The sequence below is a fragment of the Streptomyces sp. NPDC045778 genome (assembly GCF_056431945.1).
Genome location: NZ_JBWKJZ010000005.1, coordinates 146,752 through 161,833, shown reverse-complemented (window position 1 = coordinate 161,833; position 15,082 = coordinate 146,752). Strand labels below are relative to the sequence as shown.

The 15,082-nt window shown below is 74.1% G+C and carries 18 protein-coding genes; 3 read left to right on the top strand and 15 right to left on the bottom strand.

Annotated elements, in window-relative coordinates; translation table 11 throughout:
- Positions 1–10 precede the first annotated feature (10 nt).
- The 3 genes from AC07GB_RS08730 to AC07GB_RS08720 form a co-directional block, all read right to left on the bottom strand.
- Positions 11–592 carry a TIGR03086 family metal-binding protein gene (locus tag AC07GB_RS08730; RefSeq protein WP_478842971.1) on the bottom strand — a complete coding sequence of 194 codons (582 nt, stop codon included), beginning with the start codon at positions 590–592 and terminating at the stop codon, positions 11–13.
- Between the two features lie 439 nt (positions 593–1,031).
- Positions 1,032–1,994 carry an AraC family transcriptional regulator gene (locus AC07GB_RS08725; protein ID WP_478842970.1) on the bottom strand — a complete coding sequence of 321 codons (963 nt, stop codon included), beginning with the start codon at positions 1,992–1,994 and terminating at the stop codon, positions 1,032–1,034.
- A 52-nt stretch (positions 1,995–2,046) separates the two neighbouring features.
- Positions 2,047–3,675, bottom strand: a complete 1,629-nt coding sequence (locus AC07GB_RS08720; RefSeq protein WP_478842969.1) for an ABC-F family ATP-binding cassette domain-containing protein — start codon at positions 3,673–3,675, stop codon at positions 2,047–2,049.
- 205 nt (positions 3,676–3,880) lie between these two features.
- On the opposite strand from AC07GB_RS08720, the gene AC07GB_RS08715 reads away from it, so the two are divergent.
- The 3 genes from AC07GB_RS08715 to AC07GB_RS08705 all read left to right on the top strand — a co-directional run bounded on the left by AC07GB_RS08715 (position 3,881) and on the right by AC07GB_RS08705 (position 6,563).
- Complete coding sequence (locus AC07GB_RS08715) at positions 3,881–5,368, top strand: phosphatase PAP2 family protein (RefSeq protein ID WP_478842967.1); 1,488 nt, start codon at positions 3,881–3,883, stop codon at positions 5,366–5,368.
- 97 nt (positions 5,369–5,465) lie between these two features.
- Positions 5,466–6,314 carry a class I SAM-dependent methyltransferase gene (locus tag AC07GB_RS08710; protein WP_478842965.1) on the top strand — a complete coding sequence of 283 codons (849 nt, stop codon included), beginning with the start codon at positions 5,466–5,468 and terminating at the stop codon, positions 6,312–6,314.
- A gap of 72 nt (positions 6,315–6,386) precedes the next feature.
- Positions 6,387–6,563: a DUF5670 family protein gene (locus tag AC07GB_RS08705; protein ID WP_478842963.1), complete on the top strand. Its 177-nt coding sequence runs from the start codon at positions 6,387–6,389 to the stop codon at positions 6,561–6,563.
- A gap of 23 nt (positions 6,564–6,586) precedes the next feature.
- Here the strand turns inward: AC07GB_RS08705 and AC07GB_RS08700 are convergent, their stop codons facing one another.
- The 12 genes from AC07GB_RS08700 to AC07GB_RS08645 form a co-directional block, all read right to left on the bottom strand.
- The gene (locus tag AC07GB_RS08700; protein WP_150513831.1) at positions 6,587–6,850 is read right to left on the bottom strand and encodes a gas vesicle protein K; all 264 of its coding nucleotides are present in this window, start codon (positions 6,848–6,850) and stop codon (positions 6,587–6,589) included.
- A 13-nt stretch (positions 6,851–6,863) separates the two neighbouring features.
- On the bottom strand, positions 6,864–7,136 hold the full coding sequence (locus AC07GB_RS08695; RefSeq protein ID WP_478842961.1) for a gas vesicle protein: 273 nt from the start codon (positions 7,134–7,136) through the stop codon (positions 6,864–6,866).
- Positions 7,133–7,978 carry a GvpL/GvpF family gas vesicle protein gene (locus tag AC07GB_RS08690; RefSeq protein WP_478842959.1) on the bottom strand — a complete coding sequence of 282 codons (846 nt, stop codon included), beginning with the start codon at positions 7,976–7,978 and terminating at the stop codon, positions 7,133–7,135. The genes AC07GB_RS08695 and AC07GB_RS08690 overlap by 4 nt, the downstream gene beginning before the upstream one ends.
- Positions 7,979–8,036: 58 nt before the next feature.
- Positions 8,037–8,435, bottom strand: coding sequence for a gas vesicle protein (locus tag AC07GB_RS08685; RefSeq protein WP_478842957.1), 399 nt, complete (start codon positions 8,433–8,435; stop codon positions 8,037–8,039).
- Entirely contained in the window at positions 8,432–9,625 is a 1,194-nt protein-coding gene (locus AC07GB_RS08680) for an SRPBCC family protein (protein ID WP_478842955.1), read from the bottom strand. Before AC07GB_RS08680 ends, AC07GB_RS08685 begins: the two co-directional genes overlap by 4 nt.
- Entirely contained in the window at positions 9,618–10,328 is a 711-nt protein-coding gene (locus AC07GB_RS08675; protein WP_478842953.1) for a DNA primase, read from the bottom strand. The genes AC07GB_RS08680 and AC07GB_RS08675 overlap by 8 nt, the downstream gene beginning before the upstream one ends.
- Positions 10,325–10,606, bottom strand: coding sequence for a gas vesicle protein GvpG (locus tag AC07GB_RS08670; protein WP_478842951.1), 282 nt, complete (start codon positions 10,604–10,606; stop codon positions 10,325–10,327). The genes AC07GB_RS08675 and AC07GB_RS08670 overlap by 4 nt, the downstream gene beginning before the upstream one ends.
- Before the next feature lie 9 nt (positions 10,607–10,615).
- On the bottom strand, positions 10,616–11,374 hold the full coding sequence (locus AC07GB_RS08665; RefSeq protein WP_478842949.1) for a GvpL/GvpF family gas vesicle protein: 759 nt from the start codon (positions 11,372–11,374) through the stop codon (positions 10,616–10,618).
- Positions 11,371–11,802 (bottom strand): gas vesicle structural protein GvpA, encoded by a 432-nt coding sequence (locus tag AC07GB_RS08660; protein WP_478842947.1) that lies wholly within the window; start codon positions 11,800–11,802, stop codon positions 11,371–11,373. The genes AC07GB_RS08665 and AC07GB_RS08660 overlap by 4 nt, the downstream gene beginning before the upstream one ends.
- Positions 11,803–11,869: 67 nt before the next feature.
- A complete protein-coding gene (locus AC07GB_RS08655; protein WP_478842945.1) occupies positions 11,870–12,190 on the bottom strand; it encodes a gas vesicle protein GvpO in 321 nt (106 codons plus the stop codon).
- Between the two features lie 56 nt (positions 12,191–12,246).
- The gene (gene ligD / locus AC07GB_RS08650; protein ID WP_478842943.1) at positions 12,247–13,197 is read right to left on the bottom strand and encodes a non-homologous end-joining DNA ligase; all 951 of its coding nucleotides are present in this window, start codon (positions 13,195–13,197) and stop codon (positions 12,247–12,249) included.
- A gap of 13 nt (positions 13,198–13,210) precedes the next feature.
- Positions 13,211–15,082: a transketolase gene (locus tag AC07GB_RS08645; RefSeq protein WP_478842941.1), complete on the bottom strand. Its 1,872-nt coding sequence runs from the start codon at positions 15,080–15,082 to the stop codon at positions 13,211–13,213.

Here is a 15,082-nt window from a genome sequence, read left to right as displayed (position 1 = left end):
GCGGCCGGTTTCAGGGGGTGCGGCCGAGCAGGCACAGGAGCCGTGTCTGCGCGTCCGCCCCCGGCGGTGGCGGCACCGCCGGGGCGAACACGCCGCTCTTCGCCAGGTCGGCCGCGTACGGGGCGACCTCGTGCGCGGCCGCGGCGACCAGGTCGTCGGGCAGGCGCTCGTCGGCGCCGATGGCGCGGGCGAGGTCCCAGGTGTGCACCACGAGGTCGGTGGTCATCTGGGCGCAGTAGTCGCGCGCGGGGGTGTCGCCGTAGCTGAGGTGGACGGTGCCGGTGAGCGCGTCCGGTGCGCGGAACGCGGCGCGGGAGGCCTCGGCGGCGGTGTCCCAGGAGGCGACGGGGTCGGGCCCGAGCAGCTCGCCGTCGAAGGTGTCGCCGACCGCCTCGACGGTGGCGCCGCGGACCAGCGGCGGCGCCCACAGCTGCTCGGACACCAGGTGGTTGACGAGGTCGCGGACCGTCCAGCCGGCGCAGGGCGTCGCGGCGTCCCACTGGTCCGGCCGCACCGCGTGGACGCGGTCGGTGAACTGCTCAAGGGCCTGGCCGTGCCGCTCCAGGACCCGCTGGTCCTCGCCGTGGCTCATGCCGTCTCCCGTTCCTCGCTCCGCCTGCCGTGTGCTGTCGAGTCTGACCGGGATACGGGGCGCGAACCACCGGGGAGGGGGCGCGCGGGGCGCGGAGGTGTCCGCGGCGGTGTTCGGAGGGGCGGGCCCGATGGCACACGGGGGAATGCCAGGGGGAACGACCGGGCCCGCCGGTCCGAACCGGCCCGGCGCTCAGCGGAGCCGGGCCGGAGGTGCCGGGGTTTCCGTCCACGGCCCACACCCCGGGAGAAAGCCAGGACCCCCGCGGCGCGGCCGGTCCACCCGGCGACAGAGCTACGTTAGGCAGGCCGCGGGGCGCCGACGATCCGCTGCGCGCACGGTCTGTCCACATAGCGCACCGCGTCCGGACAGCGCCCGCCATCGCCTCAGGGCCGCGCGCCGCCTCCTGACCGCGTACCCTGTCCGGCCTCCGTCCCGGTCAGCGTCGCAGCGTCTGGGACGGCAGCTCGCCGAACCGCGTCCGATACTGCTCGGCGAACCGGCCGAGGTGGGTGAAGCCCCAGCGGTGCGCGACCTCGCTCACCGAGCGCTCGCCGGGCCCGGCCCCGAGCAGCTCCTCGCGGACGCGCCCCAGGCGCACGTCCCGTACGTACGCCATCGGGGACATGCCCACGTAGCGGCGGAAGGCCTCCTGGAGCCAGCGCGCGCCGACGCGGCCCTCGGCGGCGAGGGACGCGGTGGTGAACGGGTGCTCCGGGCGCGCCTGGACGGCGTCCGTCACGCGCTTGACGGGGGCGGGGCGCAGCTGGCGCACGGGCTCGGCGAGCCGGTCGCGGTAGCGGTGGTCGGCGGCGAGCAGCAGCCCGTTCAGGAGGGCCTCCTGGAGGGGCTCGGCGACCAGCGGGTGGGTCAGGACGCCGTCGTCCTCGCGCAGGTCCGCCGCGACGGTCCGCACGAGCCGCGCCCAGCCGCGCCCGGCGCCCCGCCGCGTGTCGAAGACCGGGCCGAAGGTCACCGGGGAGCGCACCGGCCTGCCCGTGAGCCGCTCCAGGCGCCCTTCGAGGGCGGCGCGGTCCACCTTCACTGCGAGCAGGCGGCAGTCGCCGGACCAGCGGTCCAGGACGGTGTCGCCGACCGGTAGGTAGACCGCCGCGCTGCCGACGCCGGCCGTGGTGCCCGGCGCGGTCCCCTGCCGCCAGGTCAGGTGCCCGCTGAGCGGGATGTTGACGTGGTAGGCGCCGAGTTCGCCGAAGCGCATGCGGACGTCGGCGCCGCAGCTCATGTCGCCGACGGTGAGCGCGCCCAGCTCCCCGATGTCGTAGCGCGCGCTGAAGGGCCGCGGCCCCTCGCACACGTCCATGAAGTTGCTGTAGTACGTGGCCTCGATGAGCTGCCTTGCCTCGTCGACGTCGCCCGTCCTGAAGGACGTCCTCACGGACACGGTGTCTCCAACCGCGCAGCGTACGGCGGACTTCCCTGCGCTGTCGGCCACGCTACCGCGCGCGCTCGACCCGGCGCTCGTCCCAGACGGGCTCCGGGGTCTCGCGGACCCGGCCGTCGGCGCCGAAGACGAGGAAGCGGTCGAAGGAGCGGGCGAACCAGCGGTCGTGGGTGACCGCGAGCACCGTGCCCTCGTACGCCTCAAGGCCCTCCTGGAGCGCTTCCGCCGACTCCAGGTCCAGGTTGTCCGTGGGCTCGTCGAGCAACAGGGCGGTGGCGCCCTGGAGTTCGAGGAGGAGGATCTGGAAGCGGGCCTGCTGGCCGCCGGACAGCCGCTCGAAGCGCTGCTCGGCCTGCGCGGTCAGCTCGTACCTGCGCAGCCGTGACATGGCCGCGCCACGGTCCTTGGCGTGCTCCCGCCACAGGATGTCGAGGAGGGTGCGGCCCTCCAGCTCCGGGTGGGCGTGGGTCTGCGCGAAGTGCCCCGGCACGACGCGAGCGCCGAGCCGCCACTGGCCCGTGTGCGCCACCGGGTGCTCGACATCGCCCGCGAGGAGGCGCAGGAAGTGGGACTTGCCCGAGCCGTTCGACCCGAGCACCGCCACGCGCTCGCCGTAGAACACCTCCAGGTCGAAGGGGTTCATCAGGCCGGTCAGCTCAAGGTCCTTGCAGGTCACGGCCCGCACGCCGGTGCGGCCCCCGTGCAGGCGCATGGTGATGTCCTGCTTGCGCGGCGGCTCGGGCGGAGGACCGGCCTCCTCGAACTTGCGAAGGCGGGTCTTGGCCGCCTGATAGCGGGAGGCCATCTCGTCGCTGCGCGACGCGTACTGCTGCATGTCGAGGACGAGTTTCTTGAGCTGGGCGTGCTTCTCGTCCCAGCGGCGGCGCAGCTCCTCGAAGCGCGCGAAGCGCTCCTGGCGCGCCTCGTGGTACGTGGCGAAGCCGCCGCCGTGCACCCACACGTCCGAGCCCGCGGGGCTGGGCTCCACGCTGACGATCCGGTCGGCTGCGCGGGCGAGCAGCTCGCGGTCGTGGCTGACGAACAGGACGGTCTTGCGGGTCTCCTTCAGACGCTCCTCCAGCCAGCGCTTGCCGGGGACGTCCAGGTAGTTGTCGGGCTCGTCGAGGAGCAGGACCTCGTCGGTGCCGCGCAGCAGCGCCTCGAGGACCAGGCGCTTCTGCTCGCCGCCGGAGAGCGTGCGGACCTCGCGCCACTGCGCCTTCTCGTACGGCACGCCGAGCGCGGCCGTGGTGCAGATGTCCCACAGCGTCTCCGCCTCGTACCCCCGGGCCTCCGCCCAGTCGGCGAGGGACTGCGCGTACTGGAGCTGGGCCGCCTCGTCGTCGACGGTGAGGAGGGCGTGCTCGGCGGCGTCGACGGCGCGCGCGGCCTCGCGGACGCGCGGGTGCGCCACGGACACGAGCAGGTCGCGCACCGTCGTCCCGTCCCGCACGGAGCCGACGAACTGGGGCATGACGCCGAGGCCGCCGCTGACCGTGACCGTGCCTCCGTGCGGGCGCAGCTCGCCCGCGATCAGCTTGAGCAGGGTCGTCTTGCCCGCGCCGTTCGGCCCGACGAGCGCGGCCGACGTGCCCTCGGCGACACGGAAGGAGACATCTCCGAGCAGCGCCCGGCCGTCCGGAAGGTAGTACTCGATGTGCGCGGCCTCTAGATGTCCCATGGGGGCGATTGTCCGTGGGCGCGCTCGTGGGCGGCAAACGGTTTACCTCCAGGGCTGTCCTGGGCCGCTCTCCAGGGCTGTCCCGGGCCGTCCTGGGCCGCTCTCCAGGGCTGTCCCGGGCCGTCCTGGGCCGTCCTCCAAGGCCCGCGAGGTGGGGTGGATCACTCGGCCGTTGGCCGCGGCGTTCCCCGGGTACCCGGGCACCATGAGCCCTGACGCCGAGCTTCCCCTGCCCCCCGCCCGCGGGCCCAAGGCCCGTCTCGCCTCCCTGGACTGCCAGGTCTTCACCGCCGTGGCCGAGCGGCACTGGCCCGGGGCCGACCACGTCCTGCCGCGTCTGAGCCGGGCCGCGAACCACGGCGTGCTGTGGTTCGCCACGGGCGCCGCGCTCGCGGCGACCCGGCACCCCCGGGCCCGGCGCGCCGCCGTGCGCGGCGTGGCCTCGCTCGCGCTCGCGTCCGCGACCATCAACACCCTCGGCAAGCGCTCCGTGCGGCGCGCGCGGCCGCTCCTCGACGGCGTGCCCCTGATGCGGCGGCTCAAGCGGCAGCCCATCACCACGTCGTTCCCCTCGGGCCACTCCGCGTCCGCCGCCGCCTTCGCCACGGGCGTGGCCCTGGAGTCGCGGGGCCTGGGCGCGGCCGTCGCCCCGCTCGCCGGGGCGGTCGCCCTGTCGCGGGTGTACACGGGCGTGCACTTCCCGAGCGACGTGCTCGCGGGCGCCGCCCTGGGCGTGGGCGCGGCCTACGCCGTGCGCGGCCTGGTGCCGACCCGGTCCCAGCTGCCGCCGCCGGGCCGCCCGCGCGTGGACGCCCCCGCCCTGCCCGGCGGGCGCGGCCTGGTGGTGGTCGTGAACGAGGGCGCGCGCACCCCGGAGCGGGTGCGTCCGCTCCTCGACGCGCTGCCGCACGCCGAGGTCGTGCGGTGTGCCCCGGACGAGGTGACGGCCGAGCTGGACAAGGCGGCGGAGCGCGCGCGGGTGCTCGGCGTGTGCGGCGGCGACGGCACCGTCAACGCGGCGGCCGCCGCCGCCCTGCGGCACGACCTCCCGCTCGTGGTGGTGCCGGGCGGCACCCTGAACCACTTCGCGCAGGACCTGGGCGCCGAGGACCCGCGCGAGGTCGCCGCCGCGATCGAGGCGGGCGACGCGGTCGCGGTGGACGTGGGGCGGTTCAGCGCGGGCCACGGCGACGGCTACTTCCTCAACACCTTCAGCCTCGGCGTCTATCCCGAGCTGGTGCGCGAGCGCGAGCGGTGGTCCCCCCGGATCGGCGGCTGGCCCGCCGGGGTCCTCGCGGCCACCCGCGTGCTGCGCTCGGACCGGCAGCCCCTGCGGGCCGAGTTCCAGGGCACCGAGCGGGCGCTGTGGCTGCTGTTCGCGGGGAACTGCGTGTACAACCGCTTGGGCCTCGCGCCCTCGCGGCGGTTCGACCTGGCCGACGGGCTCCTCGACGTCCGCATCGTGCACGGCGGGCGCAGGCCCGGTGCCCGGCTGCTCGCGGCCGCCCTCACCGCGCCGGTGGAACGCTCCCCCGTCCAGACCGCCATCCGCCGCCGCACCCTGCGCGTGGCGGGGCTCGCGCCCGGCACCATGGTCGCGTACGACGGCGAGATCACGCCGGTCGAGGGCGAGTTGCTGATCGAGAAGCTGCCGGAGGCGCTGACGGTGTACCGCCCCTCGCCGCTGGCGTGAGCGGGGACCCCCGCCAGGCCGCGCGATCACGCCCAGGCGTGGTCCGCATCCTGATACGGGGGTCTCATCATCCGGTACGGCGGCGTACGGTCGAGGCATGTCACAGCGCATGCCTCAGCAAGCGTCGGCGGACGGGCCGCGACGCGACGCGGCCGTCTACACGCACGGCCACCACGAGTCGGTCCTGCGGTCCCACACCTGGCGCACCGCCGCCAACTCCGCCGCGTACCTCATCGGCTCGCTCCAGGCGCACATGAAGGTGCTCGACATCGGCTGCGGGCCGGGCACCATCACCGCCGACCTGGCGGCACTCGTCCCGGACGGGCACGTGACGGGCGTCGACCGGGCGCCGGAGATCCTGGACGCGGCCCGGGCGACGGCGGCCGGACGAGGCCTCGGCAACGTGGAGTTCGCCGTCGGTGACGTCCACGCCCTGGACTACCCGGACGGCTCCTTCGACGTCGTCCACGCCCATCAGGTGCTCCAGCACGTGGGCGACCCGGTGCGCGCGCTGCGCGAGATGCGCCGCGTCTGCGCGCCGGGCGGCGTCGTCGCCGCCCGCGACAGCGACTACGCGGCGATGACGTGGCACCCGCGCACGCCCGGCCTCGACGACTGGCTCGCCCTGTACCGGCGCGTGGCCCGAGCAGGCGGCGGAGAGCCGGACGCGGGCCGCGCCCTCAAGTCCTGGGCCCTGGCAGCCGGTTTCCCCGACGTCACCGCGGGGGCGAGCACCTGGTGCTACAGCACCCCCGAGGAACGCGCCTGGTGGGCGGGCCTGTGGGCGGACCGTACGGTGGCGTCCGCGTACGCGGACCGCGCGGTCGAGAGCGGCCACGCCGACACCGGGACGCTGCGGGCCGTGGCCGAGGCCTGGCGGGAGTGGGGGTGCGCACCGGACGGCTGGTTCGCCGTGCTGCACGGCGAGGTGCTCTGCCGGGGGTGAGCCGGGGCGCGCCACCGGTCCCGGGTGTGATCAGGCCTTTCGGGGAGACCCGGACGGCAGGAGGTGCACACTATGGTTCCCCTTCTTCTGGTCCTGCTGCTCGTCCTGGTGCTCGCCGGCGCCGGGTTCGCGATCAAGGCGCTGTGGTGGATCGCCGTGGTGCTGCTCGTCGTGTGGCTGCTCGGCTTCCTGCTGCGCGGCGCGGGCCCCGGCGCGTCCGGGACGCGCCCGCACTGGTACCGGTGGTAGCCGGCCGACCCCGGGAGGGTTCCTCACTCCCGGGGCAGCAGCGGCCCCAGCGGCCCGAGGTCCAGGTTCAGGTCCTCGGGCCGCAGTCCGTAGCGCTCGCGCAGCTCGGTCATCCGCTCCTCCAGGAGCATCAGCGTGAGCCCGATCCGCTCCTCCTGGTCCTCCGTCAGCTCACCGGTGTCGAAGCGGCGCAGCGCCTGGCGCTCCATGAGCTGGCGCAGCAGTTCCACCACGGTGAGGACGAGGGCGACGAGGTCGCGCTCCACGGTCTGGGGTTCGAGGTCCACGGTCGGCTCCCGGTCAGCTCGGCTCACGTACGACGGCCCCGCGCCGCGGATACTCCGGCTCCGCGTACGCCGACTCCGCGTACGCCGGTTCCGCGTGCTCGGGCCAGGGCGAAGGCACCGCCGCGCCGACCGTGCTGATCAGCGCCTTCAGGTCGATGCGGACGAGATCCACGTCCGCGATGCGCAGGGTGAGGTCACCGGCGATGACCACGCCGCCGGCGAGCAGCCGGTCGAGCAGGTCGACCAGCGCGATCTCGCGACCGTGCAGGGGCTCGATCGCCGTCATCCGGCCTCAGCGTCCTTCCTCTTCTCCGCGTTCTCCGCGGCCCTCTCCGCGCTCTTCTCCGCGCCGGCCTCGCTGTCCGGGTCGTCCGTGAAGGAGTACGCCGCCCAGGGGCCCGTCACCTCCACCCGCAGGCCGGGCTGACTGCTCTCGGTACGGCCGATCAGCTCCAGGAACTCCTCGGCCTCCGTACGAGGCACCAGATAGGCCGTGTTGAGGATGTTCACGCCGGCGCCCGCTTCGGCGAGGGCCGGGCTCTGCGGCGGGTGCTGCCGGGACGCGGCGGCGGACCGCGCCAGCTCGGCGTGCAGCCGCCGCGCGAACACCTCGGCCCGCGCGGCGGCCTCCTCGCCCGCCGTGCGCTGCTCCTTGCGCCTGCGCAGGTAGTCGCGTCCGGACGCGGGGGCGGCGCGGGGCCGGGCCGGCTCGGCGGCGGCCTCGGCTTCGGTGTGCAGCCACACCTTCACCCCCCACTCGATGTGCCCGTCGATGCGGTCGAGGATCCGGCGCAGGCGCTCGTTCTCGCTCTCCAGCATGGCGCGTACGCCGCTGTCGTCCCGGAACACCGTCCCGAGCCGCAGCGGCAACGGGCAGGTCACAGCGGTGAGCGCGCCGATCACGTGCTGGTGGGCGCGGGCCGTCTCGGCCACCCAGTCCAGGTCCTCCAGATGCGCGCGCAGCGGTTCGAGGCCGAAGTCCCGGGCCGGGACAGGGCCGACCACGGCCACCAGGCCCGCATGGGCCAGCTGCCGGGGCGGCACGCCGCCGACGCCGGTGAGGTCGGCGTGCAGCGGCCCGGACAGGGAGCGGCACACCGCGTAGACGTAGCACAGCTCGCCGCTCACGCCATCGGCCGCACCCTCACCCGCAGCCACATCGTCACGCACGTCGTCGCCTACGTCATCACCCACCTGCGGGCTCACTTCCGCGGTCACGTTCGGGTTCACCTCCGCGGTCACGTTCACGCTCACTTCCGCTCTCGGGCGCGGCCTCGCCCCGCTCCAGTTCGAGGCGCTCCAGGCGCTGCTTCAACTCGGCGTTCTCACGCGCGAGTTCGGACCTGCGCGCCTTGCTGGACAGGGCCGGGTCGTCCTCCCACCAGTCGATGCCCATCTCCTTGGCGCGCTCCACCGAGGCGACGACGAGCCGCAGCTTCACGGTGAGCAGCTCGATGTCGAGCAGGTTGATCCGGATGTCCCCGGCGATGACGACGCCCTTGTCCAGGACACGTTCCAGGACGTCGGCGAGGTTGGTGCCGCCGCCCTGGCCGTACGAATCGGGCAGCCGGCTCGCGGTCGTCATCGGCGGCTCCGGGCCGCCGCGACGGGTTCGTCGGCTTCGTCGGCTTCGTCGTCGGCTTCCTCGTCGGCCTCCTCATCGGCGTCCAGGGGCTCGCCGTGCTCGTCCTCCTCGTACACGCCGTCGTCGTCCTCGTCGTACGCGCCGTCCTCGTCCACGGAATCCGTGGTGTCTTCGGCGTCAGCGGAGTCTTCGTAGGCCTCGTACCCCTCATCGCCCTCGACATCCTCGGCGTCCTCGGCGCCTTCGGCGTCCTCGTCGTGGGAGTCCTCCTCGCGGTACGAGTCGTCGTCCTCGTGGTACGCCACGTCCTCGGCGTCCTCCTCAGGCTCCACGCCCTCCTCGTCAATCCCGTCATCGTCGCCGGAGGTGTCGGCGTCCTGCGTCGCCGAGCGCAGCGACACATGGCGGGCGAAGTGCTTCAGGTCGAGGCGGGCCCTGCGGCCCTGGGCGCGCCAGAGGTTGCCGGTGCGCTCGAACAGGCCCTTCGGGTAGTACTCGATGACCAGCACGACCCGGGTCAGGCGCTCGCCGAGCGGGTGGAAGGTGACCACGCCCTTCGTGGTGCCCTTGGCGCCCTCCGACGTCCAGGCGAGGCGCTCCTCGGGCACCTGGTCGATGACGCGTGCCGTCCAACTCCTGCTGGACCAGAAGACCTTGAGTTTCCAGTGGGACTCGGTGTCGCTCACCTCGGTGGCGTCCCGCACCCCCTTGGTGAACGTGGCGAACTCCTCGTACCGCGTCCACTGCTCGTACGCCTCGCGCACGGGCACGCCGATGTCGACGTGCTCCATGATGACGGTGGGCTTCTGCCCGCTCCCGCTCTTGCCGCCCTTGCCGCGCGCGTTGTCCAGGGCGCCCTTGACGGAGCCGGTCACGGCGTCCTTGAGGCGGCCGCCGCCGATTTCCACGGCGCTGCGCAGCGGGCCCTTGCCGGAGGCGAGCTTGCGGCCGCCGTCGAGGGCCAGGCGGGCGAAGCCCGGACTGCGGCCCTCCGCCACGTCGTTGAGCTTGACGGTGGCGTCGCCGAGCTTGCGGCCGACCCCGACGAGGGCGCGTTCGGCCTGCGCCATGAGGTAGTCCCGCGCCTCGTCCTTCAGGCGGTCGGCGCCCGGGCCGTGCAGGACCTCGCTCAGCGCGCCGCCGGAACCGTTGTGCGCGGCGCCGCGGGCTTGCTCACGCGTGTCAGGCATCGTCGCCTCCCTTCGCGCGGCCGGACTTCTGCGTCGCGGACCGCTTCGCGGGGGCCCTCTTCGCCGTGCTCCGCTTCGCGGTGTCCCGGCTCTGGGTGCCGCGCGCGGACGCGGTCTTGCGGGGCGCGGGGCTCTTCTTCCGGGCCTGCCCGGACCCCGTGCCGCCGCTCTTGCCGCCAGCGGTACGTGTGGCCTTCTTCGCCGCCGATCGCGTCTTCCTGGCGGCCGCGCCGCCCTTCCCACGGGACTCGTCGCGCTCATCGGGCTCGTCACGGTCATCACGATCGTCACGGCTGTCACGGCTGTCACGGCTGTCACGGCTGTCACGGTCATCGCGGTCGCCGCGTTCCTCGCGGTCGTCCCGTTCCTCGTCCGCCCCGGGCGTCACCCCCGCCATCCGGTCCCGGACGTCCAGGGTGCGGTCGTGCAGGCGGTCGGCGAAGGACTCCAGGCGCCGGTCCAGGAGGGAGCCGGTCGCCGCCTTGCCGACGCCCCGCAGGTCCTCCTTCAGCTGGTCGCCTATCTCCTTGAACTGCGGGTTGTTCTCCAGCTGGCCGGTCACCGCGCGCGCCAGGGACGCGGGACTCAGCTTCAGCTTCCTGCCCGCGACCATGGTGCCGACGGCGAAGGCCAGCTTGGCCTTCTTGGTCCGTCCCAAGAGGTACCCCGCGCCTACGCCGAGGCCCACTGCCAAACGGTTCATCGTGTCGCCGTCCTGTTCTCCTCCGGAGCGGACTCCGGAGCCGCTCCCTGCTGGGCGCCGTAGCCGAGCCGCGTCAGCAGCTCGTCCTCACGGCGGTCGAACTCGGCCTCGTCGATCTCGCCCGCCTCCAACAGCTCGGTGATCCGGGCGAGTTCGGCGCGGATGGCCGAGGGGTCGTAGTACTGCCGCTCCGCCTCCGCGACCACCTGGCGCAGCACCCAGAGGGAGCCGCGGGCCGGGGCGAGAGGCAGGGCGAGCAGTTCACCGACGAGTCCCATGGGCGGGCCTCACCGCACCTGCGCCGCGTCGTCCGCGGGCTGTGCGACGCCGGGGTCGACGAAGCTGTACGGGGGCAGCGGGCCGGTCACGCGCACGTCCAGGTGCGGCTGGGTCTTGCGCAGTTCCGCGACGGCGGCCACGAAGCCCTCGGCGGACTCGCGGCGGACCAGGAACGAGTAGTTGGCCAGCCAGCCCGTGCCCTCGGGGCCGGAGCTGACGGCTTCCGCGCAGGGTTCGAGCGCGCGCCGCACCTCGATGCCGTCACTGGCCTCGCGGCCCTGCACGGCGGCGGTCAGCTGCTCGCCGAGCCGCAGCTTCTGCTCGTAGGTGCCGCCGCCCGCCTTGCGGTTGGCCTCGGCCATGGCGCGCAGCTCGGGGTTCTCGGCGAGCACCTGGTGCAGGACGGCCTGCTCGTCGTGGGCGGCCTTCACGTTGTACTCGGCCATGCCCTCCAGGGAGCGCAGCCGCTCCTCGTAGTGGTCGGAAAGCTCGTCGAGGACCTCGACGACGGCGTCGTCGTCCTGCGCGAGGCTGCCGAAGCGCATGGGCAGGACGGGGCCGCCCGCGCCCGCCTCGTCCAGGACGCTCTGGTGGGCGAGCAGGTCGCGCCGCTTGGGGCGCAGGTCCTCGGGGCTGTCGCTGACGAGCGCGGCGAGCTTGCCGTGCCTGAGGACGCGCACCGGGCGCGCCGGCTCACCGATGCCGCCCATGCCGTCCGGCAGCGACGGGTGGCCGTTGTGGGCGATTCCGTAGATGTACGTGGTCACTCCGACTCCTCCTTCCGGGACCGCGACGTGCTGCGCCGACGCGGCCGGGCCTCCTCCTCACCGGAGCGGCCTTCCTCGCGTGCCTGCTTGAAAGCGTCCGACACCGTCTGGGCGGCGCCGCTGAGCGCGCCCTTGGACTTGCCGCGCGCGCCCGACTCGGTGATCTCGCCGACCATCTCGGGCAGGCCCGGGCTCCGGTTCGGCCCGGCCTCCAGGTCGAGGCGGTTGCAGGCCTCGGCGAAGCGCAGATAGGTGTCGACGCTCGCGACGACCACGCGCACGTCGATCTTGAGGATCTCGATGCCGACGAGCGAGACACGCACGAACGCGTCGATCACGAGCCCGCGGTCGAGGATGAGTTCGATGACGTCGTACAGGCCGCTGGTGCCGCCTGCGCCACCGCTCTGCTGTGCTGGGACGACGGTCATGCCGACCGATCCTCCTTGCCTTGGGTGTGGGTTTCCGGGATGTCCTGCATGGTTTTCGGGGTGCCGGTCAGCCGCCCGAGCGGTGCGGGTCCGCGCGGCCGCGTTCGTAGCGGCGCACCCTGCGGTAGCCGGTGAGTTCGCCGCCCGGGTCCAGGCTCACGGCGTAGGTCGCGAGCAGGCTCATGGTGTCCGGCACGCGGGCGAGTTCGAGGACCTCGACCTCGAGGTCCCAGCCGTCGTCGGTGCGTTCGAACGACGAGACGGACTCGGCGGCGAGGCCGGTGAGTTCCGTGAGCTGCTCCCTCGCGTGCCGCAGCACCTGAATGGGGCCGGGCAGGTCGTCGGACTCGGCTGTCGTGTTGTTCTGCTTACGGGACGTATGCGTCATGGTCACCTCCTGAACCGAGTGACCGGGTCGTGTTGCGGCAAACCTCGACGGGCCGGTCAGCCACCGCGCAGCGCCCGCAGCTTGCGGCGGGCCGGGCCGAGCGCGCGGGGCGAGCGCAGCAGCCCCGCCCAGGGGTCGGTGCGGGCCTGCTCGGCGGCGTCGGCGATGGTCCAGCGGGCCGCGTGGGTGCCGGGGGTGTCGAGCTGTTCCCAGGCGAGCGGCACGGCCACCGGCGCGCCGGGCCTGGCCCGCACCGAGAAGGGCGCCACGGCGGTCTGCGCGTAGCCGTTGCGCTGCACGTCGAGGTAGAGCCGCCCGCCCCGGTCCTTCTTGCGGGCGGCTGTGGTGAACCGGTCCGGGTGCGCGGCGGCGAGCACCTCGGCCAGCTCCTTGGCGAAGTCGCGGACGTCGTCGACGTGATGGCGGCCGTTGACCGGCACGACCACGTGGAGGCCGCGCGAGCCGGTCGTCATCACGGCGGACGGCAGGCCCACCTGGTCGAGGAGTTCGCCGAGCAGCCGGGCGGCCTCGCGCACCGGGCCGTACGCGTCCTGCGGGGTGCCGTCCCCCGCCGGGTCCAGGTCGAACACCATGCGGTCGGGCCGGTCCAGGTGTCCGACGCGGGACTGCCAGCGGTGCAGGGTGACGCAGGCCTGGTCGGCGAGGTAGAGGAGGGTGGCGCTGTCGTCGCACACGGTGTGCGTGACGGTGCCGCCCTCCTTGGGCACCTCGGCGCGGGTGATCCAGTCCGGGTAGTGGTCCGGCGTGTCCTTCTGCATGAAGCGGGGCCCGGAGATCCCGTCCGGGTGCCGCTCCAGCATCAGCGGGCGGCCGCGCAGGTGCGGCAGCATGAAGGGCGCGATGGATCGGTAGTAGTCGAAGAGGTCCCCCTTCGTGTACGCGGCGCCGTCCGCGGCGGAGCCTGTGCTCTCGGGCATGAAGGGCTTGTGGGGCCGGTGGAGTGCGACGGTGCGGCGGCCCGCCCGCACGGTGCGTGTCTCGCTCATGCCCGCTCCCCCGTCATCGCACCACGTGTTCCACGAGCAGCCGTACGGCAGCCGCGATCGACTCCGCGTCGATGCCGGCGGCCCGCAGCTGCTCGGCGGGCGTCGCGGACCCCGGTACGCCGCTCACCGCGAGGCGCACCAGGCGGGGCACAGGGCTGCCGTCGCTGAAGGCGTCGAGGACGGCGTCGCCGATGCCGCCCTCCTGCCGGTGGTCCTCGACGGTGAGCAGGCAGCCCGTCCGCTCGGCGGCCTCGCGCAGTGTGCGCCGGTCGACGGGCTTGACGGAGTACAGGTCGACGACGCGCACCGGGATGCCCTCGCGGTCGAGGATCCCAGCGGCGGCGAGCGCCTCGTGGACGGTCACTCCGGCGGCGACGACCGTGAGCCGGTCGGCGTCGCTGGAGCGCAGCACCTTGGACCCGCCGACGGGGAACTCCTCGCCGGGGCCGTAGAGGACGGGGGTGGCGCCGCGCGTGGTGCGCAGGTAGCGCACGCCGTCGAGGTCGGCCATGGCGGCGACGAGGCGCGCCGTCTGCGGGGCGTCGCACGGGTACAGGACGGTGGAGTCGGGCACCGCGCGGAACATCGCCAGGTCCTCCAGGCCCATCTGGGACGGGCCGTCCTCCCCGATGGCGACGCCCGCGTGCGAGCCCACGAGACTGAGCCCCGCGCCGCTGATGGCCGCCATGCGCACGAAATCGTGGGCGCGGGTGAGGAACGCCGCGAACGTGGACGCGTACGGCACCCAGCCGCGTCGGCCGAGGCCCACGGCCGCGGCGACGAGCTGCTGTTCGGCGATGTAGCACTCGAAGTACCGCTCGGGGTGCTCCTTGGCGAACAGCTCCCCGCGGGTGGAGTCGCCGACCTCGCCGTCGAGGGCGACGACATCGCCGCGTGCCGTGCCGAGCGCCGCGAGCGCCTGGCCGAAGGCGTCCCGGGTCGCGACCTCGGCGCCCTGCTCGTACCGGGGCAGCTCCAGGTGTCCGCTGCGGGTGGCGCGCAGCACGCGGGCCGCCGGGGGCACCTGGACGTTGACGCGCACCCGCCCGGGCCCGCCCAGCTCCGCGACCGCGGCGTCGGCGTCGGGCAGCGGCTTGCCGTGCAGGCCCTCGCGGTCCTCCGCCGACGCGACGCCCTTGCCCTTGACGGTGCGGGCGAGGACCACGGTGGGCTGGCCCGCGGTGGAGCGCGCCTCGTGCAGGGCGCGGTCGACCTCCTCGATGTCGTGCCCGTCGACCGTGACGACGTGCCAGCCGAAGGCCTTCCACCGGCGCGCGTAGGCGTCGAGGTCCCAGGCGTGCCGGGTGGGCCCGCGCTGGCCGAGCCGGTTCACGTCGACGAGCGCGGTGAGGTTGTCCAGGTGCTCGTACGCGGCGTGCTCCGCGGCCTCCCACACGGAGCCCTCGGCCAGTTCGCTGTCGCCGCACAGCACCCACACCCGGTAGGGGATGCGGTCGAGGCGCTTGCCGGACAGGGCCATGCCGACGCCGACGGCGAGCCCCTGCCCGAGCGAGCCGGTGGCGACCTCGACCCACGGCAGGCGGCGCGGCGTCGGATGCCCTTCGAGGCGGCTGCCCTGTCCGCGGAAGGTGAGCAGTTCGTCGTCGCCGAGGGCGCCCGCCGCCTTGTACGCGGCGTACAGCAGCGGTGAAGCGTGCCCCTTGGAGAGGATGAACCGGTCGTTGCCGGGGTGGTCGGGGCGCTGGAAGTCGTACTGGAGGTGGCGGGCGAGGAGCACCGCCATCAGGTCGGCCGCCGACAGGGACGAGGTGGGGTGCCCGGAGCCGGCGGCGGCCGCCGCGCGCACGGAGTCGACGCGCAGCTGCCGGGCCAGTTCGTGGAGTTGGTCCTGTCCGGGGGCGCCGCTCGGGGTGGTCTCGGTCAT